This is a genomic window from Stenotrophomonas sp. CS3K5, from assembly GCF_059515225.1.
The window spans coordinates 252,564-275,829 of the sequence record NZ_JCAKRX010000005.1; the positions used below are offsets into that span (position 1 = coordinate 252,564).

Here is a 23,266-nt window from a genome sequence, read left to right on the forward strand (position 1 = left end):
CCTTCCGTCATGCCTAAATTTTTCATCGAGCATCCAGTCTTCGCCTGGGTGGTTGCGATCCTGATCTCGCTCAGCGGCGTGATCGCGATCCTCAACCTGGGTGTGGAGTCCTACCCCAACATCGCCCCGCCACAGGTGACCGTCTCGGCCACCTACCCGGGCGCCAGTGCCGACACCACTGAAAAATCGGTCACCCAGGTGATCGAGCAGCAGCTGACCGGTATCGATCACCTGCTGTACTTCAGTTCCTCGTCCGCCTCCAACGGCCGTGCCTCGATCACCCTGACCTTCGAGACCGGCACCGATCCGGACATCGCCCAGGTGCAGGTGCAGAACAAGGTCTCGCTGGCCACGCCACGACTGCCTTCGGAAGTAACCCAGCAGGGTGTGGTGGTGGCCAAGGCCAACGCCGGCTTCCTGATGGTGATCGCGCTGCAGTCCGATACGCCCACCATCAATCGTGACGCCCTGAACGACATCGTCGGCTCGCGCGTGCTCGACCAGGTCTCGCGTATCCCCGGCGTCGGCAGCACCCAGCAGTTCGGTTCCGAGTACGCCATGAACATCTGGCTGAACCCGGAAAAGATGCAGGGCTACGGCCTGTCGGCCAGCCAGGTGCTGGCCGCGGTGCGCGCGCAGAACGTGCAGTTCGCCGCCGGTGCGCTGGGTTCGGACCCGTCGCCGGAGGGCCAGCACTTCACCGCCACGGTGTCGGCCGAAGGCCGCTTCAGCTCGCCGCAGGAGTTCGAGAACATCATCCTGCGCGCCAACCCCGACGGCTCGCGCGTGCTGCTCAAGGACATCGCCCGGGTGGCCTTCGGTGCCAACAACTACGGCTTTGACACCCAGTACAACGGCAAGCCCACCGGTGCCTTCGCCATCCAGCTGCTGCCGGGCGCCAACGCCCTGAACGTGGCCGATGCGGTGCGCGCCAAGATGGACGAACTGCAACCCAGCTTCCCGTCCGGCGTGACCTGGTTCTCGCCGTACGACAGCACCACCTTCGTCAAGATCTCGATCCAGGAAGTGGTCAAGACCCTGTTCGAAGCAGTGTTGCTGGTGTTCCTGGTGATGCTGATCTTCCTGCAGAACTTCCGCGCCACGCTGATCCCGACCCTGGTCATTCCGGTGGCCCTGCTCGGTACCTTCCTGGGCATGTGGATGATCGGCTTCACGATCAACCAGCTGACCCTGTTCGCGATGGTGCTGGCGATCGGCATCGTGGTCGATGACGCGATCGTGGTGATCGAGAACGTCGAGCGCATCATGACCGAGGAAGGGCTGGCGCCGAAGCCGGCCACGCAGAAGGCGATGACCCAGATCACCGGCGCGGTGGTGGCGATCACCGTCGTGCTGGCCGCGGTGTTCATTCCGTCGGCACTGCAGGGCGGTGCGGCCGGTGAGATCTACAAGCAGTTCGCGCTGACCATCGCCATCTCGATGGCGTTCTCGGCGTTCCTGGCACTGGGCTTCACCCCGGCGCTGTGCGCGACCTTCCTGAAGCCCACGCACAACGACAACCCGAACATCGTCTACCGCACCTTCAACAAGTACTACGACAAGATCAGCCACACCTACGTGGGGCATATCACCTCGGCGGTGCGCCACGCCCCGCGCTGGATGATCCTGTTCGTCGTGCTGACCGCGCTGTGCGGCTTCCTGTTCACCCGCATGCCCGGCAGCTTCCTGCCGGAAGAAGACCAGGGCTATGCGCTGGCGATCGTGCAGCTGCCGCCGGGATCGACCAAGAGCCAGACCAACGAAGTGTTCGCGCAGATGCGTGGCGTGCTGGAAAAGCAGGACGGCTATGAAGGCATGCTGCAGGTGGCCGGCTTCAGCTTCGTCGGTTCCGGCGAAAACGTGGGCATGGGCTTCATCCGCCTGAAGCCGTGGGAGGAACGCAAGTTCACCGCGCCGGAGTTCATCCAGAACATGAACGGCGCGTTCTACGGCATCAAGGAAGCGCAGATCTTCGTGGTCAACCTGCCGACCGTGCAGGGTCTGGGCCAGTTCGGCGGCTTCGACATGTGGCTGCAGGACCGCAGCGGCGCCGGCTACGAGCAGCTCACCCAGGCACGCAACATCCTGCTCGGCAAGGCCGCACAGAAGCCTGAAGCGCTGGTCGGCGTGCGCCCCAACGGCCTGGAGAACGCGCCGCAGCTGCAGCTGCACGTCGATCGCGTGCAGGCGCAGTCGATGGGCATGTCGGTGTCGGACGTGTACAGCACCATCCAGCTGATGCTGGCGCCGGTGTACGTCAACGACTTCTTCTACGAAGGCCGCATCAAGCGCGTGACCATGCAGGCCGATGGCCCGTACCGCACCGGCCAGGAATCGCTGAAGAGCTTCTACAGCCCGTCCAGCCTGACCACCAATGCCGATGGCACCAACGCGATGATCCCGCTCAACACGGTGGTCAAGTCCGAGTGGGTGTCGGCACCGCCGTCGTTGAGCCGCTACAACGGCTATTCGGCGATCAACATCGTCGGCTCGCAGGCCCCGGGCACCAGCTCGGGTGAAGCGATGCAGACGATGGAGAGCATCGTCAACGACGACCTGCCGGCCGGCTTCGGCTACGACTGGTCCGGCATGTCCTACCAGGAAATCCTGGCCGGTAACGCTGCGACCCTGCTGCTGGTGCTGTCCATCGTGGTGGTGTTCCTGTGCCTGGCCGCGCTGTATGAAAGCTGGTCGATTCCGGTGGCGGTGCTGCTGGTGGTGCCGCTGGGCGTGCTGGGTGCGCTGGGTCTGTCGATGCTGCGTGGCCTGCCCAACGATCTGTTCTTCAAGATCGGTCTGATCACCGTGATCGGCCTGGCGGCGAAGAATGCGATCCTGATCGTGGAGTTCGCGGTGGAGCAACGCGCAGCCGGCAAGAACCTGCGCGATGCCACCATCGAGGCAGCGCGCCTGCGCTTCCGCCCGATCCTGATGACCTCGTTCGCGTTCATCATGGGCGTCATCCCGATGGCGATCTCCAGCGGTGCCGGCGCCAACTCCCGTCACGCCATCGGCACCGGCGTGATCGGTGGCATGCTGTTTGCCACCCTGCTCGGCCTGCTGATGATCCCGGTGTTCTTCGTGGTCGTGCGGCGCATGCTGGGCGACAAGCTCGATGAACCCTCCAAGGAGTTCATGGAACGCCAGCGCGATGCCGATGCCGCGCACCGTCCGGATCGCTGATCCGGCCGAAAGCTGAAACGAGAAAGGCCCCGGAGCGATCCGGGGCCTTTTTTGTTGCTGCTTTTGAATCCATGCCAACCAGGGTTGGCATCTACCCAAGCAAGGGCATGCCCGGTAGCCGCCAACCTTGGTTGGCGCTCTCCAGGGGGTCTCAGCGGAGCAGTGCAACCAGCACGCATACAACCACAATCACCGAGGCCACCCACTGCATCGGTACGAAGAAGAAATGATGGGGCGCGGCTTCGCCTTTCTTCCGGGGCATGCGATTGACCCACAGGCCCAACAGTACGTTCACGGTTGCGCCGATACCCGCACCCAGGAGAACCTGCTGCAACGGAATGTTGCCTTTGGGGCCATCATGCGGATAAAAGTACGCCAGCAGCAGGATCACTGCGATCGGCGTCACCAGCGTCATCAAACCCCAGCCGCGATGGATCATCGTGCAGACCCTTGAGAAAAACGGCCTGCATTGTAGCGGGGTTTTGGAAGGGCGCTGCACAATGAAATTGATGGCGGTGCGCGGGTTGCCGCTCTGTAGAGAACAGCGCATCCACGCATGGCGTGGATCTACTGGCCGCGCCGCCGTTGCAGCGGCGCGGCCCTTGCCACTCAGCGCAGCCCGGTCTCGTTGCGTGCGATCACCAGGCGCTGGATCTCCGAAGTGCCCTCGTAGATCTCGGTGATCTTGGCATCACGGAAGTAGCGCTCCAGCGGCATTTCCTTCGAATAGCCCATGCCGCCATGGATCTGCACCGCCTGATGGGTGATCCACATCGCCGCCTCCGAAGCGGTCAGCTTGGCGATGGCCGCTTCATTGCTGAAGCGCTTGCCCTCGCCCTTCACCCACGCCGCGCGCAGGGTCAGCAGCAGCGCCGCGTCCAGCTTGCACTTCATGTCGGCGATCTTGGCCTGGGTCATCTGGAAGGTACCGATGGCCGCGCCGAACGCCTTGCGCTCCTTCACGTACTCGATCGTAGCTTCATAGGCAGCGCGGGCAATGCCGATCGCCTGCGAGGCGATGCCGATGCGACCAGCATCCAGCACGCCCATCGCGATCTTGAAGCCCTCGCCTTCCTGGCCCAGCACGTCCTCGGCCTGGGCTACGTAGTCGTTGAACTCGATCTCGCAGGTGGCCGAGGCGCGGATGCCCAGCTTCGGTTCGGTCTTGCCACGGCCAAAGCCGGGCTTGTCGGTGTCGATCAGGAAGGCGGTGATGCCGCGCGCGCCCTTGTCCGGCTCGCTCATTGCAAACAGCACGATGTACCTGGCCACCGGGCCGGAGGTGATCCAGCTCTTCTTGCCATTGATCACGAAGCTGCCATCGGCCTGCTTGACGGCCCGGCAACGCATGGCCGTGGCGTCCGAGCCGGACTGTGGCTCGGTCAGCGCGAACGCACCGATGGCCTCGCCCTCGGCGATGGCACGCACGTATTTCTGCTTCTGTGCTTCGCTGCCATGGGTCAGGATGCCGTTGCAGAACAGCGAATTGTTCACCGACATGATGGTCGAATGCGCAGCATCACCGGCGGCGACCTCCACCATCGCCAGCACGTACGCAATCGGGTCCATGCCCGCGCCACCGTATTCGGTCGGCACTTCGATGCCCATCAAGCCGTTCTCGCCCAGCAGGCGGATGTTGTCCAACGGGAACTCGCCGGTGCGGTCATGGTGCTCCGCGCTGGGGGCGATCTTCTCCTGCGCGATGCGACGCGCAACGTCCTGCAGCATCAACTGCTCTTCGGTAAAGCTGAAATCCACAACACCCTCCCGGGTACATGAAGTTATGGGCCGCGTACGGCGCGCCCAGGTAGCTCGATTGTACCGGGGCGTGAATGGTTCCGTACGCCAGCGACTTGACCCTGGCAGGCCTTCTCGGCGAATATATCTCTATATCGCGATAGGTAGATATTTATGGATCTGGAAGACTGGTCGACCCGCCTGAAGGTGTTCGCCGATGCCACCCGCGTGCGCCTGCTGGCACTGCTGGAACAGGAAGAGCTGACCGTGGCCGAGCTGTCGGCGATCACGCGGCTGGCGCAGCCCCGCGTGTCGACCCATCTGGCGCGCCTGAAGGAAGCCGGGCTGGTCCGCGACCGCCGTGCCGGCGTATCGGCCTACTACCGCTTCGACGAGGCCCAGCTGGACCCAGCGCAGCGCGCATTGTGGCACGCATTGAGCAACGGAAGCGACGATCCGCTGCTGCGCCAGGATGCTGAACGGGTGGCCGCCGTGCTGGCCCACCGCGCCTCCGACCAGAACTGGGCCGACAGCGTGGCAGGCGACATGGAACGCCACTACTCCCCGGGCCGCACCTGGGAGGCGCTGGCACGCACCGCGTTGCCGCTGCTGGAAACCGGCGACGTGCTCGACATCGCCTCCGGTGACGGCGTGCTGGCCGAACTGGTCGCCCCGCACGCCAAGCGCTACGTCTGCATCGACACCAGCGCGCGCGTGGTCGCCGCCGCCAGCGAGCGCCTGCGCCGCTTGCCCAACGTGGAGGTACGCGAGGGCGACATGCATGCGCTGCCGTTCAAGGACCGCAGCTTCGACCTGGTGGTGCTGATGCACGCGCTGACCTACGCCAGCAAGCCGGCGCAGGCGGTGACCGAGGCCGCACGCGTGCTGCGCCCGGGCGGCCGGCTGCTGCTGTGCAGCCTGGCCCGCCACGAGCACAAGGCCGCCGTCGAGGCGTATGGCCACGTCAACCTCGGCTTCAGCGACAAGGAACTGCGCAAGTTCGTCGACAAGGCCGGCCTGCAGGTGTCGAGCCTGGAGACGGTCACCCGCGAGAAGCGCCCGCCGCATTTCGAAGTGATCTCGCTGATCGCCAACAAGCCCTGAACCCGAGTCCGCCATGTCCGCGCTGCCCTGGTTGCATCCCGATCGTGCCAACGCCCTGCTCGTCGCCCTGCGCGAGCGCATCCTGATCATCGACGGTGCCATGGGCACCATGATCCAGCGCCACGGACTGCAGGAGCAGGATTATCGCGGCGAGCGCTTCGCCGGCGGCTACGACCACGCCCACGGGCCGGGCTGCGACCACGGTACGCCCGAGGGTCACGATCTGAAGGGCAACAACGATCTGCTGCTGCTGACCCGGCCGCAGATCGTCGCCGACATCCACACCGCCTATCTGCTGGCCGGCGCCGACCTGGTGGAAACCAACACGTTCAATGCCACCTCGGTGAGCCAGGCCGATTACCACCTGCAACACCTGGTGTATGAGCTGAACAAGGCCGGCGCGGCCGTTGCACGCGCCTGCTGCGATGCGGTGCAAGCGACCACGCCGGACAAGCCGCGCTTCGTCATCGGTGTGATCGGCCCCACCAGCCGTACCGCCTCGATCAGCCCGGACGTGAACGATCCCGGCTTCCGCAACACCAGCTTCGATGAACTGCGCGATACCTACCGCGAAGCGATTGAAGGCCTGATCGACGGCGGCGCCGACACGCTGATGGTCGAGACCATCTTCGACACGCTCAACGCCAAGGCCGCGCTGTATGCGCTGGAAGAAGCCTTCGATGCACGCGCTGCGCGCCTGCCGGTGATGATCTCCGGCACCATCACCGATGCCTCCGGCCGCACCTTGTCGGGGCAGACCGCCGACGCCTTCCACGCCTCGCTGGCGCATGCGCGGCCGCTGTCGATCGGCCTGAACTGCGCGCTGGGCGCCGACGCGATGCGCCCACATGTGGAGACCCTGGCGCGCGTGGCCGACTGCCATGTCAGCGCACACCCCAACGCCGGCCTGCCCAATGCCTTTGGCGAGTACGACGAAACGCCCGAGGAAATGGCAACCACGCTGCGCGGCTTCGCCGAGGATGGCCTGCTGAACCTGGTCGGCGGCTGCTGCGGCTCCACCCCCGAGCACATCCGCGCCATCGCCCAGGCCGTGGCCGGCCTGCCGCCCCGTCCACTTCCCGGCGCGCAGGAGCAGGAGGCCGCATGAGCACCGCCCCCTACACCCGCCTGTCAGGCCTGGAACCGCTGGTCATCACCCCGGACCTGCTGTTCGTCAATGTCGGCGAGCGCACCAACGTCACCGGCAGCGCGCAGTTCCGCAAGCTCATCAAGGAAGGCCGCTACGAGGAAGCCGTGGACGTGGCCCGCCAGCAGGTGGCCAGCGGCGCGCAGATCCTCGACGTCAACATGGACGAAGGCCTGATCGATTCAGAGGCAGCGATGACCCGCTACCTCAACCTGATCATGTCCGAGCCGGACATCGCGCGCATCCCGGTGATGGTCGACTCCTCCAAGTGGAGCGTGATCGAGGCCGGGTTGAAGTGCCTGCAGGGCAAGAGCGTGGTCAACTCGATCTCGCTGAAGGAAGGCGAAGCACTGTTCCGCGAGCACGCGCGCAAGGTGCTGCGTTACGGCGCAGCTGCGGTGGTGATGGCGTTCGACGAGACAGGCCAGGCCGACACCTGCGCGCGCAAGGTGGAAATCTGCACCCGCGCCTACCGCATCCTGGTCGATGAGATCGGCTTCCCGCCACAGGACATCATCTTCGACCCGAACATCTTCGCCGTCGCCACCGGCATCGAAGCGCACGACAACTATGCGGTGGACTTCATCGAAGCTACCCGCATCATCAAGCAGACCCTGCCGCACTGCCATGTCTCCGGCGGCGTCTCCAACGTGTCGTTCTCGTTCCGCGGCAACGAAACGGTACGCCAGGCCATCCACTCGGTGTTCCTGTACCACGCCATCGCCGCTGGCATGGACATGGGCATCGTCAACGCCGGCGCGATGCCGATCTACGACGAGCTGGAGCCTGAGCTGCGCGAACGCGTGGAGGATGTGATCCTCAACCGCCGCAGCGATGGCACCGAACGCCTGCTGGAGATCGCCGAGCGCTACAAGGGCAAGAAGGGCGCGGCCAAGACCGAGGATCTGGGCTGGCGTGAAAAGCCCGTGGCACAGCGCCTGGCGCATGCGCTGGTGCACGGCCTGGATGCCTGGGTGGAGGAAGACACCGAATTGGCCCGGCAGGGCTCCAGCCGCCCGCTGGACGTGATCGAAGGCCCGCTGATGGACGGCATGAACGTGGTCGGCGACCTGTTCGGCGCCGGCAAGATGTTCCTGCCGCAGGTGGTGAAATCCGCACGGGTGATGAAGAAGGCCGTGGCCTATCTGCTGCCGTACATCGAGGCCGAAAAGGCCCGCAGCGGCGATACCGCCAAGAGCAACGGCAAGATCATCATGGCCACGGTGAAGGGCGATGTGCACGACATCGGCAAGAACATCGTCGGCGTGGTCCTGGCCTGCAACAACTTCGAAGTGATCGACCTGGGCGTGATGGTGCCGGCGCAGAGGATCCTCGACGCCGCGCGCGAGCACCATGCCGACCTGATCGGCCTGTCCGGGCTGATCACCCCCTCGCTGGAAGAAATGAGCCACGTCGCGCGCGAAATGGAACGCCAGGGCTTCGACCTGCCACTGCTGATCGGCGGGGCAACCACCTCGCGCGCACACACGGCCTTGAAGATCGACCCGCACTACAAGGCGCCCACGGTGTGGGTTAAGGATGCCTCGCGTGCGGTCGGCGTGGCCCAGTCGCTGATCTCGCGTGATCTGCGCGATGCCTTCGTCGCCGCCAACGAGGCCGACTATGCCGAGATCCGTGCGCGTCACCGCAACCGTGGTGATGCCAAGCGCCTGGTCTCGCTGGAGCACGCACGCGGGCAGAAGTTCCAGGGCGACTGGGCCAACTACACGCCACCTGCACCGCGTCAGCCCGGCCTGCACGTCTTCGATGATTACCCACTGGCCGAACTGGTGGACTACATCGATTGGACCCCGTTCTTCCAGGCGTGGGAGCTGGCCGGAAAATTTCCGGCCATCCTCACCGACGAGATCGTCGGCAGCCAGGCCAGCGAACTGTACCGCGACGCGCGCGCGATGCTCGACCGCATCGTCGGCGAGAAGTGGTTGACCGCCAAGGCGGTGTTTGGCCTGTGGCCGGCCAACAGCGTGGGCGACGATGTGCGCGTGCAGCACCCGGCTGGTGAAACCACCCTGCACTTCCTGCGGCAGCAGGTGGACAAGCCGGCCGAGCGCCCGGACTTCTGCCTGGCCGATTTCATCGCACCTGCCGACAGTGGCCGCGACGACTGGATCGGCGCGTTCGCGGTGACCGCCGGCATCGGTATCGACGCGCACGTTGCACGCTTCGAAGCCGAGCATGACGACTACAACGCGATCCTGCTGAAGGCACTGGCTGACCGCTTCGCCGAAGCGCTGGCCGAGCGCCTGCACCAGCGCGTGCGCACGCAGTTCTGGGGCTACGACCACGCCGAGACGCTGGACAACGAGGCGCTGATCGACGAACAATACCGCGGCATCCGCCCGGCGCCGGGCTACCCGGCCTGCCCCGAGCACAGCGAGAAGCGCCGCCTGTTCGACCTGCTGCAGGCCGAGGCCAACGCCGGCATGGAGCTGACCGAGAGCTTTGCGATGCTGCCCACCGCGGCAGTATCCGGCTACTACTTCAGCCACCCGCAGAGCCAGTACTTCGTGGTGGGCCGGCTCAGCCGTGAACAGGTCAGCGACTACGCCCGCCGCAAGGGCGTGGACCGCGCGCAGGCCGAGCGCTGGCTGGCCTCCAACCTCGACTACGACCCCGAATAGACAAAGGGGACGGATCCGCGTTCAGCGCTGCAGCAGCACCTGCTGCAGCGAAGGCAACAGCAGGCGATTGCCCTGCGCACTGAGGTGATCGCCATCAAAGAACAGCGGCCGGCCATCACGCTGTGCCGGGCACAGGCGGTCGTCGCACAGGGCCGGCAACGGATCCCAGAGCACGCCGCCGGGCAGGCCGTCGACCACCTGGCGCAGGCTGCCCAGCATGGGCGCGCGCAGCGTCTCCATCGCCTCGCGCGTGCTGTCCAGGCCATTGCGGCAGACTTCGTTGTGCGCGTTGAAGCTGTCCGAACAGCGATACGGGGGCGCCGGCAGCACCGGCTTGGGCGCCTCCAGCACGATGCGCACGCCCCGCTCGGCCAGCGGCCTCCACTGCGCGATCGCCTCGGCCACCTCAGTCTTGCGCCCGACGGCAGCTTCGGCGGTCAGCTCACCGGCCAGCTGCGCCTGCGCGTCGAACAGCACGAACTGATCGGACAGGCGCGGAACCCGCAGCGACACCAGCACCACCGCGTCACCCGGTTGCGCACGGCGTGCGATGTCCGCGAACACCGCCGCATCGAATCCGGCACAGCCCGCACCTGCACCGCGCCACTTCTGCAGGCTCACCTGCGGGCATCCGCCACGGCCATACAGCGACACTTCCGCGCCGGTTTCCAGCGCCAGGCGTTGCAGCAGTTCGATGTAGGCCATCGCATGCGAATCACCGGCAACGAACACCCGCGCCGGCGCACCCGCCGGCACCGCACGGTCGCAGTTTCCGCGGGCATAGGTGCGCGCACTGCCACCCTCGAAGCGATGCTTGGCCGTCACCAGGGCACAGCCGGGATAATCGCCGGCCACGCTCTTGCCGTCGGGGTACCAATCGGCGGGATGCCGGCTGACGGTACTCAACGACAGCTGTGGCGCCTGCCGGTAGAGCAGTGTCTGCAGGCCGGCAGCGAGCAGCAGCGCAACCGCGCCGGCCAGCACCCACCGCTCGGGGCGCAGGCGCTGCGCCAACCTGCCGCGGAAGGGTTGTTCCACCCAGCGCCACGACAGCCACGACAGCAGCAGCACCAGCGCCATCGCAGCGATCATCTGCGCCGGTGTCTGCAGGCCCACGGTCCAGCGCATCAGCACGAACACCGGCCAATGCCACAGATACAGTGAATACGACAGCAGGCCGACACGGCGCATCGGAGCACTGGCCAGCAGGCGCGCGACCCAGGCCTGCGGATGATGATGCAGCGACCACAACAGGCCTGCGGTGGCAAAGGCCGGCAGCAGACCATCCGGCCATGGCGAATGCCCTGCACGCGCGGACCACAGCGCCCACCCCAGCAGGGCCAGCGCCACCACCGCCAGCAGGGAGAATACGGGGGCCGTGCGCTTCGGCGCCTGCCCCGTTGCGCACTTCAGCGACGTGCGCAGGTGCAGCCACTGGAACAGCAGCACCCCCACCCCCAGCTGCCACAGGCGCGTGCTGGTGGCATAGAACGCCCACGACGGCGCCACGTCGCGCATGCCCAGCAGCGCTGCATGCAGCAGCGACGCCACACCGACCAGCGCAAACAGGCCCAGGCTGATCCAGCGCCCACGCGCACCGCGCGCCCAGGCCAGGAACAGCAGCGGGAAGATCAGGTAGAACTGCTCCTCCACCCCCAACGACCAGGTATGGGTATAGGGATTGAACTCGGCCCTGGGGGCGAAGTAATCGTTGCCGATCGCTGCCAGCACCCAGTTGCTGAAGCCGAACAGGGCCATCAACCCGGTCTTGTCACTGGCCTCGCTGAGCCAGGACTCGGGAATGAACAGCACACTGGCCAGCGCGGTCAGCAACAGGCAGGTCAACAGGGCGGGCGCGATTCGGCGGATGCGACGCGCATAGAAGCGCAGCATCGACGGCCCCAGCGGAAGCGGTGGCAACCGGTGTACCGATGCGCTGACCACGAAGCCGGAGATGACGAAGAACACGTCCACACCGGTGAACCCACCCGGCAGCCAGGCCGGGTCGAGGTGGAACACGATGACGGCCAGCACGGCAATCGCGCGCAGGCCGTCGATGTGCGGTACATAGCCGCGGCTTGGATCTGCGGTCATCCCTTCCCCCACCGCCGCGACGGCCGTGGGCCCGCAGCATTCACGCGTTTACCAGACCAGGTCGTCCGGCACCTGGTACTGCGGATCGGCGTACGGATCTTCCTCGGCCGGCGCGTTCGGATCGACCTTCAGCGCCACCGATGCGGCGAACACCGCCTCGGACTGCGCCAGCACCTCGGCGGTCACCAGCAGGTATCGGCCATTGAGCTGGACCACACCCAGTTCACCGGCATTGAGCGCGGTCAGCTGTTCGGCGGTCACGTAGATGCGCTTGATCTTGCCGCCGTACGGGAAGTGGCGGGCGATGTCCGCGTCCTCGGCATTCAGGCTCTTGTCCTTCAGCAGCTCTTCCAGCTTGGCCTTGGCCTCGCGGCGAACGCGCGCCTCTTCCTGCTTCAGGCGCTCGGTCTCGATGCGCTCTTCCTTTTCCCGCTGCGCACGGATGGCGTAGGCCTTGGCCAGGTCCATTTCCTCGGCAGAACGCGGCTTGCGCGGGCCTTGCTGGCCGGGCCCACGGGACTGCCCGGGCTTGCCTGCACCCGCGTGGCCGTGGCCACCTCGGCGCTCGCCGGGCTTGTGTTCGCCCTTGCCGGCGCCCTGCGGCTTTCCATTGCCATTGCCACCCTTGCCCTGCGGGCGGCCATCACGGCGGGGGCCATCATTCTTGCGCTCGGGCTTGGGCGCGGGCTTGAAGCCCAGGCCCATCAGCTGGTCGCGGAGGGTATCGCTCATAGGATTCGGATCAGTAGTGCGGCGGCGGCGGTTCGCTCGCCGGATCGGAAGAATTCAGTGCGTTGCGGACCTTGCCCAGGTCTTCCAGCAGGACGCGCAGCACGTCGGCATTGCGCATGCCCTGCATGCGGGCATCGGCCAGCGCATCGCTCAACTCGGCCAAGGCCTGTTCCTGGAAGGACACGCGCATTTCCAGTTCGACCAGACGCGCTTCAAGCGCCTGTTCGCGTTCGGTGGGCAGCTCAGACATGCAGCGAACGCCCCCGGCCGATACCGTAGTACGCCACGCCCGCGGCTTCCACCTCGGCTGGGTCGTAGAGGTTGCGCCCGTCGAACACCACTGCGTCCTTGAGCTGCTCGCGCAGTTTCTGGAAATCGGGGCTGCGGAACTGCTTCCACTCGGTCACCACCACCAGCGCGTCGGCGCCCTGCAGGGCCTCATCGGCACTGTTGCAGAACACCAGGTCATCGCGCTCACCGAAAATGCGCTGCGATTCGTGCATCGCTTCGGGGTCGTAGGCGCGCACCGTCGCACCGCCCTCCCACAGTTGCGCCAGCAGGCGGCGGCTGGAGGCTTCACGCATGTCGTCGGTGTTGGGCTTGAACGCCAGGCCCCACACGGCAAAGGTCCTGCCGCGCACGCCCTCGTCCTCCCCCTTGTCGTAGTGACGCTGGATGAGCGCGAACAGATGGCCCTTCTGCGCATCATTGACCGCTTCCACCGCATTCAGCAGCTTCGGTTCCAGCCCGTACTGCTGGGCGGTGCGGGCCAGCGCCTGCACGTCCTTGGGGAAGCACGAGCCGCCGTAACCGGCACCGGGATAGATGAAGTGCCAACCGATGCGCGGATCCGAACCGATACCCTGGCGGACCTGCTCGACGTCGGCACCCACGCGTTCGGCGATGTTGGCGATTTCGTTCATGAACGAAATCTTGGTCGCCAGCATGGCGTTGGCCGCGTACTTGGTCAGCTCGGCCGAACGCACGTCCATTTCCACCACGCGATCGTGGTTGCGGTTGAACGGCGCGTACAGGCGGCGCATCATCGCCACCGATTCGTCGCTGCTGGCACCGATGATGATGCGGTCCGGGCGCATGCAGTCGGCCACCGCATCGCCTTCCTTCAGGAATTCCGGGTTGGACACCACGTCGAACGCGATGTCCTCGCCGCGCGCAGCCAGTTCTTCGGCAATGGCGGCACGCACCTTGTCGGCGGTGCCCACCGGCACCGTCGACTTGTTCACCACCACCGTTGGCACCGCCATATGGCGGCCGATGGTGCGGGCCACGGCCAGCACGTACTGCAGATCGGCACTGCCGTCTTCGTCGGGGGGCGTGCCCACCGCGATGAAGACCACCTGTCCATGGCCGATGGCGCTGGCGCCATCGGTAGTGAAGGACAGCCGCAGCGCGGCATGGTTGGCCTTCACCATCGGCTCAAGGCCGGGTTCGTAGATCGGGATGATGCCCTGGTTGAGCCCATCCACCTTGGCCTGGTCGATGTCGACGCAGACCACCTGGTGGCCTACGTCGGCCAGGCAGGTGCCGGTCACCAGACCGACGTACCCGGTACCGAAAATCGCAACGCGCATATCCGTGCTGGCTCCGTGATCGCTTACGGCAGGACGCCCAGCAGCTCGACGTCAAAGGTCAGCGTGGCGTTCGGGCCGATCGGGCCACCCGGGGTGCCGTTCTCGCCGTAGGCCAGTTCGCCCGGGATCCAGAAGCGGTACTTCGAACCGACCGGCATCAGTGCCACGCCTTCGGTCCAGCCCTTGATCACCTGGTCCAGGCCGAATTCGGCCGGCTGGCGGCCGTAGGAACTGTCGAACACGGTGCCGTTGAGCAGCTTGCCTTCGTAGTTGACGCGCACCTTGCTGCTCGGCAGCGGACGCTCGCCACTGCCCGGGCGGATCACCTGGTACTGCAGGCCCGACGCGGTGGTCACCACGCCCGGCTGCGTCTTGTTCTTGGACAGGAACGCATTGCCTTCCTCACGGTTGGTCTGCGCGGCGGCGGCGGCCTTGGCCTGCATTTCGGCCTGCTTGCTGCCCATGAAGGTCTGGATGGTGGCGGTCGCGTCAGCTTCCGTCATCTTGGGCTGGCCCTTGCTCAGGCCCGTGCTGATTGCGTCAAACAATGCGGCAACGTCGATGTCGTCCTTCAGCTGTGCCAGCGACGGACCGACCGAGTAGGAACCGATCATCTGCGCGACCTTGACACGATCGACCTTCGGCGGCTGCGTGCCCGGCGCCATGCCCGGCACCTGCTGGCCGCTGCGCGCCATCACCACCTGGCGCAGCGCAGCGTCGGTGGCCTTGGCCTGTTCCTGGGTGATCTGCGGCTGCAGGCCTTCGAAGGAGCGCTCCACGGCGGTGCGCAGCGCGGCCACATCGATCTCATCGGCGATCGGGGTGAACGACTTGGCCACGTCCAGGCCGATGGCATAGCCCAGCTTCTGCTTGGGGGAATTCAAGGTTGCGGTCTCCTTGGCGGCTGCCGGAGCAGCCGGTTGTTGCGACAGAGCGACACCCGAAGTGCCCATCGCCAGAATCAGAACCGACGCCGCGGCGCCGCGCATTCCCATCTTCATTCGCTGCATTCCTGGAAGTGTCTGGGCGCCGACGTCGGCGCGAAAAGAACCATTGTCGCACGCATGCCCCCGATGTCGAGGCATCCGTGCCGGATATCAATGCTGGGCGGCGGCCAGGGCCTTGTCGATGGCCGCCGTCAACTGCGGATCGTCCGGCGTCACCTTGCTGGCGAACTGGGCGATGACCTTGCCATCGCGGCCGACCAGGTACTTGTGGAAGTTCCATCCCGGCGCCACGCCGGTGGCCGCGGTCAGCCGCTGGTACAACGGCGTGGCCTGCGCGCCAACCACATGCACCTTCTCGAACATCGGGAACCGGACCCCGTAGGTCAGCGTGCAAAACTCCTGGATCTGCTTCTCGTCGCCCGGCTCCTGGCCCTTGAAGTCGTTGGACGGAAAACCGAGCACGGCAAAACCACGGCCGGCGTAGCGCTTGTGCAGGGCTTCCAGACCTTCGTACTGCGGGGTATAGCCACACTTGCTGGCGGTATTGACCACCAGCAGCACCTGCCCGTGATAGCGCTGCTGCAGATTGATCTGCTGCTTGCCCGCCAACGGACGGTACGACAGGTCAAGCAGATCGGCGGCCAGGGCCGTGGCCGGACCGGCAACGCCGGCAACCATCAGGGCCAGCAGGGAGAGTCCACGCAGGCGGCGCAGGGAAACGGTCGGCAGAGGCATCAAGGTCAGTCCGTAGTGGCCTTTTACAGGGCCCGACCGGTACGGGCCGGGGATCGGCCGAACTATAGCACCGGGCCTGCGCTGCCCCGGCCGGCGCAGGCCGGACCGGCTTTGCGCGGTATGGCGCCTTTGCCGGCGGTCGCCGGTGCACGGCTCAGGAATGACACGACATCCACAATACTGAATGCAAGGGCGATCTCGAGCCCCGCCTGCGAAATTCTTATTTTCATTGAAAAACAATGAGTTGAATGAATATTTCGGCCATATGACCCCCCGTGCCATCAGTTGGGTCCGGCAAGGGCTTGCGCGGCGGCGTGCCGGTGTTATAGTTGCATACAACACCAGTCACCTGAGACAGGGGGAAGCCATGAACGCTCGGATTCGTCGCACTCTCACCGCACCCGCGGTCACGGCCGTTTCGACGCTGCTGGTGCTGGCCTGGCTGGCCATGCCCGCCCCCCCGGCCTCGGCCGACAGTGCGCAGGACGCGACCGTTTCACCGACAGGGACTGCCGCCCCCTCCCCCCCTCCCCCGCGTCGGCTGCACAGCTCCCTGTCCATGCCGTATTTCTCGTTCGCACAGCCGCTGACCCCACGGAGCTGAACATGAGCGACATCCAGTGGAGCGACGGCGCTCCGATCTATCGTCAGTTGAAGGAGCGCGTGATCGCCATGATGCTCGACGGAATCCTCAAGCCGGGCGATGCCCTGCCCTCGGTGCGCCAGGTCGCCGCCGACTATCAACTCAACCCCATCACCGTTTCGCGTGCTTACCAGGAACTGGCTGATGAAGGCCTGGTGGAAAAGCGCCGCGGCCTGGGCATGTTCATGACCGAGCAGGCGGCCACGCAGCTGCGCAGTACCGAGCGCGACCGCTTTCTCAACGAAGAGTGGCCGGCCGTACTGGAACGCATCCAGCGCCTGGGCCTGAGCCTCGACGAATTGCTGCCCCAGGGGAATGTCTGATGAATAGCTCCGCAAGTGAATCGGTGATCACCGCCCGAGGCCTGCGCAAGGCCTACAAGACCACGGTCGCGCTCGACAATGCCAGCTTCAGCATTCCGAGCGGGCGCATCGTCGGCCTGATCGGCCCCAACGGTGCCGGCAAGACCACCGCGTTGAAGGCCATCCTCGGCCTGACCTCGGTGGAAGGCGAGTTGAGCGTGCTCGGACGCGACCCACGCCTGCACCGCGATGAGCTGATGAAGGACATCTGCTTCATCGCCGATGTTGCCGTGCTGCCGCGCTGGTTGAAGGTACGCGAGGCGATCGATTTCGTCGCCGGCGTGCATCCGCGCTTCGACCGCGCCCGCTGCGAGCGCTTCCTGGCCAACACCAAGCTGCAGCCCAAGCAGCGCGTGCGCGAACTGTCCAAGGGCATGATCGTGCAGCTGCACCTGGCGCTGGTGATGGCCATCGATGCCCGCATCCTGGTGCTGGACGAACCCACCCTGGGCCTGGACATCCTTTACCGCAAGGAGTTCTACCAGCGCCTGCTGGAAGACTACTTCGACGAACAGAAGACCATCATCGTCACCACACACCAAGTGGAAGAGATCGAGCACATCCTCAGCGATGTGATGTTCATCCGCGATGGCCGCATCGTGCTGGATGCGGAAATGGACGACGTCGGCCAGCGCTACACCGAGCTGCTGGTGAACGCCGACCAGCTGGAAACGGCGCGCGCCCTGAAGCCGATCGACGAGCGCAGCCTGGCGTTCGGCAAGACCGTGATGCTGTTCGATGGCGTGCCGCGCACCCAGCTTTCCACCCTCGGTGAAACCCGCAGCCCGGGCCTGGCCGATCTGTTCGTCGCCATCATGAAGGGGACCTACGCATGAATGCCGTCAACCACCCTGTCGGCCCGATGGGCACCCTGCGCTGGCTGCTCAAGCGCGAGTATTGGGAAAACCGCGGCGGCTTCCTGTATGCCCCGCTGATCGCCGGCCTGATCTCGCTGGTGATGAGCACCGTGGGCATCGCCTTCGGCCTGTTCGCCCTGCATCGTGCCGCCCGCGATGGTGGCCTGCACATCGACGGCGAGGACGTGAACATCAATGGCCTGGACCTGGCCCTGCTGACCCGCGACATCAGCGCCAAGGATCTGACCGACCTCGGCAATGGACTGGACCTGACCCTGGTACTCAGCTCGGCCTGGCCGTTCCTGGTGCTGGCCTTCGTGGTGTTCTTCTACTGCCTCGGCGCACTGTATGACGACCGCCGCGACCGCAGCATCCTGTTCTGGAAATCGCTGCCGCTGTCGGACAGCCAGACGGTGCTGTCCAAGGTACTCAGCGCGCTGATCGTGGCGCCGCTGATCGCCGTGGTGGCCGGCATCATCACCATGTTCGGTTTCATGCTGGTCATCAGCATCGTCGCGCTGATGCACGGCGGCAGCCCGATGACCCTGATCTGGGGCCCGGCCAGCCCGCTGACCCTGGCCGCCGGTCACCTGGCCTGGATTCCGGTCTATGCCCTGTGGGCGCTGCCGACCGCCGGCTGGCTGCTGCTGTGCTCGGCCTGGGCCAAGAGCAAGCCGTTCCTGTGGGCGGTGATGCTGCCGCTGTTTGCCGGCGTCATCGTCAGCACCACCAAGGTCATGCCGCTGGTTGGCCTGAGCACCGGCTGGTTCTGGCAGAACATCGTCGGCCGCCTGCTGCTGGGTGGCGTGCCGGGCATGGACCTGCTCTACCGCCTCGGCGCCGATGACAACGCACGCCGCGACCTGGACTCGGTGGTCAGCCTGATGTCGCCGGCCTCGCAGTTGAAGTCACTGGCCATGCCGGAACTGTGGATCGGTGCGGTCGTCGGCGCACTGTTCATCTTCCTCGCCATCCGCCTGCGCAAGCGCGCCGGCGAGATCTGATCCCATCCCTCTGGAGGCACCACCCATGCGTTCCCTGCTCGCTTGTTCTGCGCTGTTGCTGTTGCCACTGTCGGCGCTGGCCGCCGATGCTCCGAACTGCAAGTTCACCGCTGCGCGCGCGTTGAAGCTGGACGTGGCCGGTGCCAAGGCGGTGGTTTTCGAAGTGAACCAGCATGACCTGAAGGTCGTCGCCAGTGCCGGCGGTGGCCAGCTGGACGGCCGGGCCTGCGCCTCCAGCCAGGAATGGCTGGACCAGCTGGTACTGGACCAGCGCCGGGTGGGTGACAAGCTGGTGGTGAGCCTGCGCCGCGAAGGCCGCACCAGCGGCATCAACCTGGGTAACAGCTATGCCTGGCTGGACATCCGTGGCAGCGTGCCGGACAACCTGCCGTTGCAGCTCAAGGTCGGCTCCGGCGACGCCAGCGTGGAGAACGCGCAGTCGCTGAGCGTGGACGTCGGTTCCGGCGATGCCATTGCCCGCGGCACCCGCGGCAGCATCCATGCAGCCGTGGGCTCGGGTGATCTCGACATCGATGGCGGCAGCTCGCTGAACCTGCTGTCGCTGGGTTCGGGCGACGTCAACGTGCGCAATATCGGCGGCGATGCCAGCACCGGTACGGTGGGCTCGGGCGACCTGAAGATCAGCGATGTGCGCGGCAATGCGCGGCTGGACACGGTTGGCTCCGGCGACATCGAGTTCAAGCGCGTGCAGGGCAATGTGGAGGTCGGCGTGGTCGGCTCCGGCGGCGTCGATCTGGATGACATCGGCGGGAGCGTGCACGTGCGCAGCCACGGCTCGGGCGACATCCGCGTGGACGGCGTGCGCGGCGCGCTGACCGTCGACCACAGCGGCAGTGGCGATGTGGAGCACCGCAACGTCAGCGGCAAGGTCACCCTGCCGCGCAACAAGTAACCACCTTCCAACCGGTTCGAGGGGAATGCCATGAAGCTGTTGCGCCTGCTGCCCGCCACCCTGTTGTGCCTGCCGCTGATCGCCTGCGGCGGCCCCGCCTCCACCCCTGACAGCTCGGTCGGCAAGAGCGTGGCCGACGCCACCAGCGGCGTCAGCCAGACGGTGAAGGAGACCATGGACGATGCCCGCCGCGACATCGCCCAGGGCAACATCAAGATCTCTGCCAACAAACAGCCGCGTGCGGAAATCACACCGGACGGCCACCTGCTGATCGATGGCAAGGATGTTCCGGCCAACGATGCACAGCGCCGCCAGCTGCTGGCCTACCGGGGCCACGTGGTCGCCATCGCGATGGACGGCATGGATGTCGGCCTGGCCGGCGCCAAGCTCGGTGCCAGCGCGGCCGGCGAAGCGCTGAAGGGCATCTTCAGTGGCGACAGCGAAGGCGTCGAGAAGCGCATCAACGCCGAGGCCGCCAAGATCGAGGCACAGGCCAAGCGCATCTGCCAGCGCCTGCCGGCCATGCTGGCCAGCCAGCAGGCCCTGGCCCGCGAACTGCCTGCGTTCAAGCCCTACGCCACGATGGACCAGAGCGACGTGGATGACTGCGGCAAGGACACCGTGGTCCTGCGCTAGGCCGGTGGCGGGTCTGCGCATCCGGCCGGCAGTGACCTCACGCTGCCGGCCGGCGGCCCTACAATGACGGCCCCGGACGCCGGCGAACCGAAGCCATGATCAAGCCATTGCTGATGGCCGCCCTGCTGTCTCTACCGTTGCTGGCCTGCGACGACAGCGCCGACAACGCCGGCAAGGGCCTGGGCACGCGCGCGGCCGAGATCTCCGGCGGACTTGGCCAGAAGGTCAGGGACGCCACCGATGAAGCCCGCAGGAATCTGATCCGGGACAACACCGCGCTCCACGCCGAGGGGCAGCCGCGCGCGGAAATCACCGCCGACGGCCAGCTGTTGATCGACGGCAGGCCGATCCCCACCGATGCGGCACAGCGCCGCCAGCTGCTGGATCATCGCAACCTGCTGATCGCCAGTGCCTCCGACCGCCTGGACGCGGATCAAACCTACGCCAATGCCGCCGACGCCACGTTGAAGGGACTCCTCGGCAACGGCGGTGATGTCCGGAAACAGGTCGGCGCTGAGTACGACCGGCTCGAAGAGAAGCTCAAACGCATCTGTGCCCGCATGCCCGCGCTGTTGGCCAGCCAGCAGGCCCTGGCTCGCGACATCCCGGCCTTCAAGGCCTACGCGACGATGACACAGAATGACGTTGCCACCTGCGGCAAGGGCGACGGCTCGCTCTCGATCTCGTTCGACGACTGAGACATTTCAGCGCACCCTGCCGGCGGCGGGCTGCCGAAGCCGGCCGTTCTGCGGCGACCCGCTTACAATGGCAGCCCCGGACGCCCCCGAACCGACGCCATGAAGAAGCTGTTCCTGCTGCTGGCCGCCCTGCTCTGCCTGGGCCTGGCCGGCTGTGACAAGGATTACCGAAACCACCGCGCCGAGCGCGGCAAGCCCAAGATCTCCGTCAGCGAAGGCATGGTGACCGTGCGTCGCCCGCCGGCACCGAACATCATCATCCTCGGCGATGGCACGATGAAGGTGGACGAGATCCAGATCCCGCTGGATGACGGCCAGAAGCAGATGCTGCAGACGATGTTCGGCAAGCTGCAGGTGCTGCGCCAGAACACGCTGGTGGCCGCCCCGGCCGACCCGAACATGCAGCCGGTGAAGATCCAGCCACCGGAAGGCATGGAAGTGATTCCGGCCGACCTGATCCAGCGCATCCCCGAATTCAAGGATTACACCGACACCTTCGGCAACATCGTCGCCGACCGTCGTTGAATACAGAAACGCCGCCCAAGGGCGGCGTTTCTCATTGACCCGGTAGCGCCGGGCCACGCCCGGCGACTGTAGTGTTCGGTCCGCCAGCATTCCGCCGGGCACGGCCCGGCGCTACCCAACCGGGCGATCAACCGCCGCCGCCGCCACCGCCCGCCTGGATGCCACCGGCGGTCAGCGCGGTCGGGTCCAGCAGGCGACGCAGCTCGGCCTCTTCAAGCCCGCTGTCTTCCAGCGCCACATCCAGCACTGGGCGCTGTTCCTTGTAGGCGCGCTTTGCAATCGCGGCGGCCTTCTCATAGCCGATGATCGGGTTCAGCGCGGTGACCAGGATCGGGTTGCGCGCCAGCGCCTCGGCCACGCGGTCCTCGCGCACCTTCAGGCCGGCGATGGCACTGTCGGCCAGCAGCGTGGACACGTTGGCCAGCAGGCCGATGCCATCGAGCAGGTTCACCGCAATCAGCGGCAGGGTGACATTGAGCTGGAAGTTGCCGGTCTGCCCGGCCACGGTAATCGCGGTGTGGTGGCCGATCACCTGCGCGCAGGCCATCACCGTCGCTTCAGGGATAACCGGGTTGACCTTGCCCGGCATGATCGAGCTGCCCGGCTGCAGCGCCGGCAGTTCGATCTCGCCCAGCCCGGCCAGCGGACCGGCGTTCATCCAGCGCAGGTCATTGGCGATCTTGATCAGCGCCACCGCCAGTGCATTGAGCTGACCGGACAGTTCCACCGCGTCGTCCTGTGCGGCCAGGCCTTCGAACTTGTTCTCGGCGCTGTCGAACTTGAAACCGGTCTGCTGTTTCAACGCCTTGGCCACCTGCGCGCCGAAACGCGGGTCGGCGTTGATGCCGGTGCCGATGGCGGTGCCGCCCAGCGGCAGGCGGCGCACGCGCTTGAGGCTGTCCTCGATGCGCTCCTGCGCCGAGGCCAGCTGCGCCGACCAGGCACCGAACTCCTGCTCGAAGGTCAGCGGCATCGCGTCCATCAGGTGGGTGCGGCCGGTCTTGACCACCTTGCGCAGGCTGCGGCCCTTCTTGTCCAGGGTCTTGCGCAGGTGCACCAGCGCCGGCAGCAGCTGCTCGTGCGTGGCCAGCACCGCCGACACACGCAGCGCCGTCGGGATCACGTCATTGGAGCTCTGCCCCTGGTTGACGTGATCGTTGGGGTGCACGGCGGTCTTGCCGGCCTTGCCGGCGCGGTTGGCCAGGGTGGCGATGACCTCGTTGGCGTTCATGTTCGACGACGTGCCCGAGCCGGTCTGGTAAACGTCGATCGGGAAATGCGCGTCCCAGTCACCAGCGGCCACTTCAGCGGCGGCGGTCTGGATGGCCTTGGCCACGGTCTTGGGCAGGTGGCCCAGCTCGGCATTGACGCCGGCGGCGGCGCCCTTGACCAGGCCCAGCGCACGGATGAAACCGCGCGGCATGCGCTGGCCCGAGACCGGGAAATTCTGCACAGCGCGCTGGGTCTGCGCGCCCCACAGGGCATCGGCAGGCACCTGCAGCTCGCCCATGCTGTCATGTTCGATCCGGAACCCGGTGGTTCCACCCTTGCTTGCAGCTTTGCTCATTGCATCTACTCCGCACTACTTCAGTTGGGGAAAGGGAAGCGGCGGCTGGCAGGGTGTCGCTTCCCGGGCTGGCGGCTGCGCCCACGATACTCCCTTGCCTGCAGTGCGGGATGACGAGCACGGGCCAGATCGTTTCATCCGCAGGGCC

21 protein-coding genes are annotated in these 23,266 nt (G+C 66.1%); 12 read left to right on the forward strand and 9 right to left on the reverse strand.

What is annotated here, in order from left to right:
* Positions 1–9: 9 nt before the first annotated feature.
* Complete coding sequence (locus AC5YGJ_RS10185) at positions 10–3,183, forward strand: multidrug efflux RND transporter permease subunit (protein WP_249843556.1); 3,174 nt, start codon at positions 10–12, stop codon at positions 3,181–3,183.
* Positions 3,184–3,334: 151 nt separating this feature from the next.
* Here the strand turns inward: AC5YGJ_RS10185 and AC5YGJ_RS10190 are convergent, their stop codons facing one another.
* Both AC5YGJ_RS10190 and AC5YGJ_RS10195 read right to left on the reverse strand, forming a co-directional pair.
* Entirely contained in the window at positions 3,335–3,622 is a 288-nt protein-coding gene (locus AC5YGJ_RS10190) for a hypothetical protein (protein ID WP_496186465.1), read from the reverse strand.
* A gap of 170 nt (positions 3,623–3,792) precedes the next feature.
* Positions 3,793–4,941: an acyl-CoA dehydrogenase family protein gene (locus AC5YGJ_RS10195; protein ID WP_249843554.1), complete on the reverse strand. Its 1,149-nt coding sequence runs from the start codon at positions 4,939–4,941 to the stop codon at positions 3,793–3,795.
* 153 nt (positions 4,942–5,094) lie between these two features.
* Here AC5YGJ_RS10195 and AC5YGJ_RS10200 point away from each other — a divergent pair, with 153 nt between their 5' ends.
* From AC5YGJ_RS10200 to metH, 3 genes are read left to right on the forward strand one after another with little or no spacing between them, the layout of a single operon-like run.
* Positions 5,095–6,024 carry an ArsR/SmtB family transcription factor gene (locus AC5YGJ_RS10200; protein WP_057495390.1) on the forward strand — a complete coding sequence of 310 codons (930 nt, stop codon included), beginning with the start codon at positions 5,095–5,097 and terminating at the stop codon, positions 6,022–6,024.
* Between the two features lie 13 nt (positions 6,025–6,037).
* Entirely contained in the window at positions 6,038–7,132 is a 1,095-nt protein-coding gene (locus AC5YGJ_RS10205; protein ID WP_496186466.1) for a homocysteine S-methyltransferase family protein, read from the forward strand.
* Positions 7,129–9,813, forward strand: coding sequence for a methionine synthase (metH, locus tag AC5YGJ_RS10210; protein WP_496186467.1), 2,685 nt, complete (start codon positions 7,129–7,131; stop codon positions 9,811–9,813). The genes AC5YGJ_RS10205 and metH overlap by 4 nt, the downstream gene beginning before the upstream one ends.
* Positions 9,814–9,834: 21 nt before the next feature.
* Here the strand turns inward: metH and AC5YGJ_RS10215 are convergent, their stop codons facing one another.
* The 6 genes from AC5YGJ_RS10215 to AC5YGJ_RS10240 form a co-directional block, all read right to left on the reverse strand.
* On the reverse strand, positions 9,835–11,907 hold the full coding sequence (locus AC5YGJ_RS10215; protein ID WP_496186468.1) for an acyltransferase family protein: 2,073 nt from the start codon (positions 11,905–11,907) through the stop codon (positions 9,835–9,837).
* Between the two features lie 48 nt (positions 11,908–11,955).
* Positions 11,956–12,639, reverse strand: coding sequence for a DUF2058 domain-containing protein (locus AC5YGJ_RS10220; protein ID WP_496186469.1), 684 nt, complete (start codon positions 12,637–12,639; stop codon positions 11,956–11,958).
* Between the two features lie 10 nt (positions 12,640–12,649).
* Positions 12,650–12,889, reverse strand: a complete 240-nt coding sequence (locus tag AC5YGJ_RS10225) for a SlyX family protein (protein WP_046982650.1) — start codon at positions 12,887–12,889, stop codon at positions 12,650–12,652.
* Positions 12,882–14,231, reverse strand: a complete 1,350-nt coding sequence (locus AC5YGJ_RS10230; RefSeq protein ID WP_496186470.1) for a UDP-glucose dehydrogenase family protein — start codon at positions 14,229–14,231, stop codon at positions 12,882–12,884. Before AC5YGJ_RS10230 ends, AC5YGJ_RS10225 begins: the two co-directional genes overlap by 8 nt.
* Before the next feature lie 23 nt (positions 14,232–14,254).
* Positions 14,255–15,232 (reverse strand): FKBP-type peptidyl-prolyl cis-trans isomerase, encoded by a 978-nt coding sequence (locus tag AC5YGJ_RS10235; protein WP_309339959.1) that lies wholly within the window; start codon positions 15,230–15,232, stop codon positions 14,255–14,257.
* A 96-nt stretch (positions 15,233–15,328) separates the two neighbouring features.
* Positions 15,329–15,913, reverse strand: a complete 585-nt coding sequence (locus AC5YGJ_RS10240) for a glutathione peroxidase (RefSeq protein WP_249843547.1) — start codon at positions 15,911–15,913, stop codon at positions 15,329–15,331.
* Positions 15,914–16,280: 367 nt separating this feature from the next.
* Between AC5YGJ_RS10240 and AC5YGJ_RS10245 the strand changes: the two genes are divergently transcribed.
* The 8 genes from AC5YGJ_RS10245 to AC5YGJ_RS10280 all read left to right on the forward strand — a co-directional run bounded on the left by AC5YGJ_RS10245 (position 16,281) and on the right by AC5YGJ_RS10280 (position 21,551).
* Positions 16,281–16,517, forward strand: a complete 237-nt coding sequence (locus AC5YGJ_RS10245) for a hypothetical protein (protein WP_496186471.1) — start codon at positions 16,281–16,283, stop codon at positions 16,515–16,517.
* Between the two features lie 2 nt (positions 16,518–16,519).
* Positions 16,520–16,879: a GntR family transcriptional regulator gene (locus AC5YGJ_RS10250; RefSeq protein WP_107232934.1), complete on the forward strand. Its 360-nt coding sequence runs from the start codon at positions 16,520–16,522 to the stop codon at positions 16,877–16,879.
* The gene (locus AC5YGJ_RS10255; protein WP_107232933.1) at positions 16,879–17,754 is read left to right on the forward strand and encodes an ABC transporter ATP-binding protein; all 876 of its coding nucleotides are present in this window, start codon (positions 16,879–16,881) and stop codon (positions 17,752–17,754) included. Before AC5YGJ_RS10250 ends, AC5YGJ_RS10255 begins: the two co-directional genes overlap by 1 nt.
* Positions 17,751–18,779: an ABC-2 transporter permease gene (locus AC5YGJ_RS10260; protein ID WP_249843546.1), complete on the forward strand. Its 1,029-nt coding sequence runs from the start codon at positions 17,751–17,753 to the stop codon at positions 18,777–18,779. The genes AC5YGJ_RS10255 and AC5YGJ_RS10260 overlap by 4 nt, the downstream gene beginning before the upstream one ends.
* A gap of 25 nt (positions 18,780–18,804) precedes the next feature.
* On the forward strand, positions 18,805–19,692 hold the full coding sequence (locus AC5YGJ_RS10265; RefSeq protein WP_309339957.1) for a DUF4097 family beta strand repeat-containing protein: 888 nt from the start codon (positions 18,805–18,807) through the stop codon (positions 19,690–19,692).
* A 30-nt stretch (positions 19,693–19,722) separates the two neighbouring features.
* Entirely contained in the window at positions 19,723–20,328 is a 606-nt protein-coding gene (locus AC5YGJ_RS10270) for a YggN family protein (protein ID WP_496186472.1), read from the forward strand.
* A 95-nt stretch (positions 20,329–20,423) separates the two neighbouring features.
* Positions 20,424–21,026, forward strand: a complete 603-nt coding sequence (locus tag AC5YGJ_RS10275) for a YggN family protein (RefSeq protein WP_496186473.1) — start codon at positions 20,424–20,426, stop codon at positions 21,024–21,026.
* A gap of 99 nt (positions 21,027–21,125) precedes the next feature.
* Entirely contained in the window at positions 21,126–21,551 is a 426-nt protein-coding gene (locus tag AC5YGJ_RS10280) for a hypothetical protein (RefSeq protein ID WP_049458788.1), read from the forward strand.
* Between the two features lie 127 nt (positions 21,552–21,678).
* Here AC5YGJ_RS10280 and AC5YGJ_RS10285 read toward each other — a convergent pair whose 3' ends face one another.
* Complete coding sequence (locus tag AC5YGJ_RS10285; protein WP_496186474.1) at positions 21,679–23,118, reverse strand: class II fumarate hydratase; 1,440 nt, start codon at positions 23,116–23,118, stop codon at positions 21,679–21,681.
* Positions 23,119–23,266 lie beyond the last annotated feature (148 nt).

Bases quoted from the DNA above. Each gene is read 5' to 3' on its own strand.
- AC5YGJ_RS10185 (WP_249843556.1), top strand. From the start codon at position 10: ATGCCTAAATTTTTCATCGAGCATCCAGTCTTCGCCTGGGTGGTTGCG.
- AC5YGJ_RS10190 (WP_496186465.1), bottom strand. From the start codon at position 3,622: ATGATCCATCGCGGCTGGGGTTTGATGACGCTGGTGACGCCGATCGCA.
- AC5YGJ_RS10200 (WP_057495390.1), top strand. From the start codon at position 5,095: ATGGATCTGGAAGACTGGTCGACCCGCCTGAAGGTGTTCGCCGATGCC.
- AC5YGJ_RS10205 (WP_496186466.1), top strand. From the start codon at position 6,038: ATGTCCGCGCTGCCCTGGTTGCATCCCGATCGTGCCAACGCCCTGCTC.
- metH (WP_496186467.1), top strand. From the start codon at position 7,129: ATGAGCACCGCCCCCTACACCCGCCTGTCAGGCCTGGAACCGCTGGTC.
- AC5YGJ_RS10215 (WP_496186468.1), bottom strand. From the start codon at position 11,907: ATGACCGCAGATCCAAGCCGCGGCTATGTACCGCACATCGACGGCCTG.
- AC5YGJ_RS10220 (WP_496186469.1), bottom strand. From the start codon at position 12,639: ATGAGCGATACCCTCCGCGACCAGCTGATGGGCCTGGGCTTCAAGCCC.
- AC5YGJ_RS10225 (WP_046982650.1), bottom strand. From the start codon at position 12,889: ATGTCTGAGCTGCCCACCGAACGCGAACAGGCGCTTGAAGCGCGTCTG.
- AC5YGJ_RS10230 (WP_496186470.1), bottom strand. From the start codon at position 14,231: ATGCGCGTTGCGATTTTCGGTACCGGGTACGTCGGTCTGGTGACCGGC.
- AC5YGJ_RS10235 (WP_309339959.1), bottom strand. From the start codon at position 15,232: ATGAAGATGGGAATGCGCGGCGCCGCGGCGTCGGTTCTGATTCTGGCG.
- AC5YGJ_RS10240 (WP_249843547.1), bottom strand. From the start codon at position 15,913: ATGCCTCTGCCGACCGTTTCCCTGCGCCGCCTGCGTGGACTCTCCCTG.
- AC5YGJ_RS10245 (WP_496186471.1), top strand. From the start codon at position 16,281: ATGAACGCTCGGATTCGTCGCACTCTCACCGCACCCGCGGTCACGGCC.
- AC5YGJ_RS10250 (WP_107232934.1), top strand. From the start codon at position 16,520: ATGAGCGACATCCAGTGGAGCGACGGCGCTCCGATCTATCGTCAGTTG.
- AC5YGJ_RS10255 (WP_107232933.1), top strand. From the start codon at position 16,879: ATGAATAGCTCCGCAAGTGAATCGGTGATCACCGCCCGAGGCCTGCGC.
- AC5YGJ_RS10260 (WP_249843546.1), top strand. From the start codon at position 17,751: ATGAATGCCGTCAACCACCCTGTCGGCCCGATGGGCACCCTGCGCTGG.
- AC5YGJ_RS10265 (WP_309339957.1), top strand. From the start codon at position 18,805: ATGCGTTCCCTGCTCGCTTGTTCTGCGCTGTTGCTGTTGCCACTGTCG.
- AC5YGJ_RS10270 (WP_496186472.1), top strand. From the start codon at position 19,723: ATGAAGCTGTTGCGCCTGCTGCCCGCCACCCTGTTGTGCCTGCCGCTG.
- AC5YGJ_RS10275 (WP_496186473.1), top strand. From the start codon at position 20,424: ATGATCAAGCCATTGCTGATGGCCGCCCTGCTGTCTCTACCGTTGCTG.
- AC5YGJ_RS10280 (WP_049458788.1), top strand. From the start codon at position 21,126: ATGAAGAAGCTGTTCCTGCTGCTGGCCGCCCTGCTCTGCCTGGGCCTG.
- AC5YGJ_RS10285 (WP_496186474.1), bottom strand. From the start codon at position 23,118: ATGAGCAAAGCTGCAAGCAAGGGTGGAACCACCGGGTTCCGGATCGAA.